The sequence below is a fragment of the Desulfobaculum sp. genome (genome assembly GCF_054921475.1).
Genome location: NZ_JBUDSW010000319.1, coordinates 1 through 3,481, shown reverse-complemented (window position 1 = coordinate 3,481; position 3,481 = coordinate 1). Strand labels below are relative to the sequence as shown.

At 60.3% G+C, this 3,481-nt stretch carries 2 protein-coding genes; both read left to right on the top strand.

The genetic code is table 11. The features are described 5' to 3' along the window. Positions 1-1,251, top strand: a 1,251-nt coding sequence (locus ACY69P_RS15255) for an HD domain-containing phosphohydrolase (RefSeq protein WP_462328090.1), incomplete at its 5' end; no start/stop codon positions are given. A gap of 75 nt (positions 1,252-1,326) precedes the next feature. Further along, the gene (locus ACY69P_RS15250) at positions 1,327-3,420 is read left to right on the top strand and encodes a PocR ligand-binding domain-containing protein (RefSeq protein ID WP_462328089.1); all 2,094 of its coding nucleotides are present in this window, start codon (positions 1,327-1,329) and stop codon (positions 3,418-3,420) included. Positions 3,421-3,481 lie beyond the last annotated feature (61 nt).

Sequence of the window (3,481 nt, the reverse complement as noted above, 5' to 3'; positions counted from 1 at the left end):
CGCGTCAACGATGAACTGTCGCAACTCAAGGACCTCGACGCCATCCTTGACCGCATCCTCACCCGGGTGCGCAAGGTGACCAAGGCGGATGCGGGAACCATTTATCTGGTCAAGGAAGGCAAGCTCCACTTCAGCTACGTGCACAACGACACCCTGTTTTCCACCGCGGTAAACAAGGAGGTCTATGGCAACTTCGCTATGCCTATAAACGATACCTCCATCGTTGGCTACGTTGCCGGGCACGGCGAACTGCTTGCCATTGACGACGCCTACGACATGCCAAGCGACTCTCCGGTGCGCTTCAACCCCGCCTTTGACCAGAAAACCGGCTACCGCACGCGCTCCATCCTCACCATTCCCATCAAGACCTCGCAAAACAAGGTAGTGGGCGTCATTCAGGTGATTAACGCCAAGGACGACACCGGGGCGTCCGTGCCCTTTACCGATGAAGCGAAGCAGTACCTGCCGCTGTTTGCCACCACGGCTTCCGTGGCCATTGAGCGCGCCATCATGACGCGCGAGCTTATCCTGCGCATGATGCAAATGGCCGAGCTGCGCGATCCATCGGAAACCGGCGCCCATGTCCAGCGTGTTGGCGCGTACTCGGCGGAAATCTATCACCTGTGGGCGCAGCGCAAGGGCGTCCCCGAAGAAGAACTCAAAAAGACCAAGGACCTTATCCGCATTGCCGCCATGCTCCACGACGTGGGCAAGGTGGGCATCTCGGACAAAATTCTCAAAAAGCCCGCCAAGCTCACGGACGAGGAATTCGCCACCATGCGCTTTCACACCGTGTTTGGCGCCAAGCTCTTTAACAACGCCACGTCGGAGCTGGACGCCCTGTCCGGCGAAATAGCCCTCTGCCACCATGAAAAATGGAACGGCAAAGGCTACCCCGGCAGCGTGAAGAGCATGGACATCCACGCCAAGAGCACAGGCAAGCCCATGCAGGGCGAGGATATCCCCATCGCCGCGCGCATCTGCGCCCTTGCCGATGTGTTCGACGCACTGTCTTCGCGCCGGTCGTACAAACCGCCGTGGCCGGACGAAAAGATAATCGCCGTCATCAAGGAGGAATCGGGCCAGCACTTTGACCCCGACGTGGTGGACTGCTTTTTGGACATATGGGACGTCATCTCCGCCATCCGGGCCAAATACACCGAGGACCTGCCAGAGGACGAAAAACCCATTACGGACAATTCCAAGGCGCCCGAGGGGAAACAGACGCCCTCAAAGCCGCCCAACACGTGATGTCTGCCTGTTGCCGCCGCGGCTTTGCGCCCCCATCCCTCACACCTCTCCGCGACGGCACCACGCGAGGGCACAGTGACGCATGAACATACCCTAACCGAGCTCATCAACCTCGATGAACTGCGCGAACTTGCCAAGGCCTTTTCCGCGGCCACAGGCATTACCATCGGCATTGTGGACGTTGCCGGGACGGTGCTGGTGGAAACGGGCTGGCGGCGCATCTGCACGCAGTTTCACCGCGCCAATCCGGAAACAAGCACGCGCTGTACCGAAAGCGACAGTTACATTGCAACACGCCTTGGCGACGAACCCTACGTCGCCTACAAGTGCAAGAATGGACTCTGGGATGTCGCCGTCCCCATCATCATCGACGGCGTCCACCTGGCCTCCCTCTTCGTCGGACAATTTTTCTACGACACTGAAACCATTGACGAAGAGGCCTTCCGCAAGCAGGCGCAGGAGTTCGGCTTTGATGAGGCGGACTACATGGCCGCCCTTGCCGAGGTTCCCGTTTACAGCAAAGAGCAGGTGGAAAGCATTATGCGCTTTTCCACCCTGCTGGTGAATATGCTGTCCTCGCAGGGGCTGACCACCATCCGCCTCCAGAAGGAAATCGCGCGGCGCAAACAGACCGAAGACGAACTGGAAACCGAGCTGAATTTCATCCAGACCCTGCTGGATACCACGCCCGTGCCCATCTATTTCAAGACGACGGACGGCATCTACCGCAAATGCAACGCTGCGCTGGCTAGCTTGTATGGCATGGAGCAAGAGGACATCATCGGCTCGGCCATCTCCGAAATTACCCCCCAGCACTACGCCGATGTCTTTGAGGGCAAGGACGAAGAGCTCCTGCGCGAAGGCGGCGCCCAAACCTACGAGGCCCACCTTCCCGGCACGGACGGCACGGACCGCGACGTTATCATCTCGCGCGCCATGGTCCACACCGACGGCCAGCCCGCAGGCATCATCGGCGTCATTCTGGACATGACGGAGCGCCTTGCGGCCCAGCGCGAGGCCCGGCGCCTGCGCATCATCATGGACAACACCTTCAACTCCATGCCCTCGGCCCTTGTCATCGTCAGTCCCTCGGGCGCGGTGACAAGCTGGAACTCCGCGGCGGAGTCGCGCCTTGCCGTGCCGCCCGACGCCGCCAAGGGCCAGCAGTTTGTGGACATCTTCCCCAGCATGAACGAATACCAGCCCATGCTGGAAAGCGCCCTGCACAAGGGCGCCCCGTCACGCCAAACCAAGGTCAAACGCCTCGTGGGCGAGGACGTCTACTACGAGGACATCACCGTCTTTCCCCTCAGCGGCGGCGAGTCCGCCGGGGCCGTTGTTCGCGTGGACGATGTGACCGAACGCGTGCGCATTGACAACATCATGATCCAAACAGAAAAAATGATGTCCGTCGGCGGGCTGGCTGCGGGCATGGCGCACGAAATTAACAATCCCCTCGGCATCATCATGCAGTGCATCCAAAATATGGAGCGCCGCCTGACCCCCACCCTGCCCGCCAACATCCGCGTGGCCGACCCCTTGGGCGTAGATCTCGCCGCCGTAGGCTCCTACATGGAAGAGCGCGGCATTACGGGGTACATATCCGGCATCCGCGACGCCGCCACCCGCTCCGCGCGCATTGTGCGCAATATGCTGGACTTTAGCCGCAAGAGCGAATCCCACCGCGAAAAGACCGACGTCAATGCCCTGCTGGACCGCACGCTGGAGCTGGCCGCCAGCGACTACGACATGAAGAAAAGTTACGACTTCAAGCAAATCGCCATCGAAAAGGACTACGCCAGCGACCTGCCGCCGGTCTCCATGGTCCAGACGGAAATCGAGCAGGTGGTGCTCAACGTTCTGCGCAACGCCGCAGAAGCCATGTCGGAGCAAGGCATAACAGCAACATCACGCATCACCCTGCGCACCCGGCGCGACACGGATGGCGTCCGCATCGAAATTACAGACAACGGCCCCGGACTGGACGAAAAGACGCAAAAACGCATCTTTGAACCCTTCTTCACCACCAAAGCGCCGGGCATCGGCACTGGCCTTGGGCTGTCCGTGTCCTACTTTATCATCACCACCAACCATGGCGGCCTGTTCACCGTGGAGTCCACGCCCGGACAGGGGGCCACCTTCATCATCCGCCTGCCCGTCGAGCCCTAGTCCAGAAAAAAGCGCCCCGGCTCATGTGAGCGGGGCGCTGTGCTGTTTTGCGGCTAGTCCT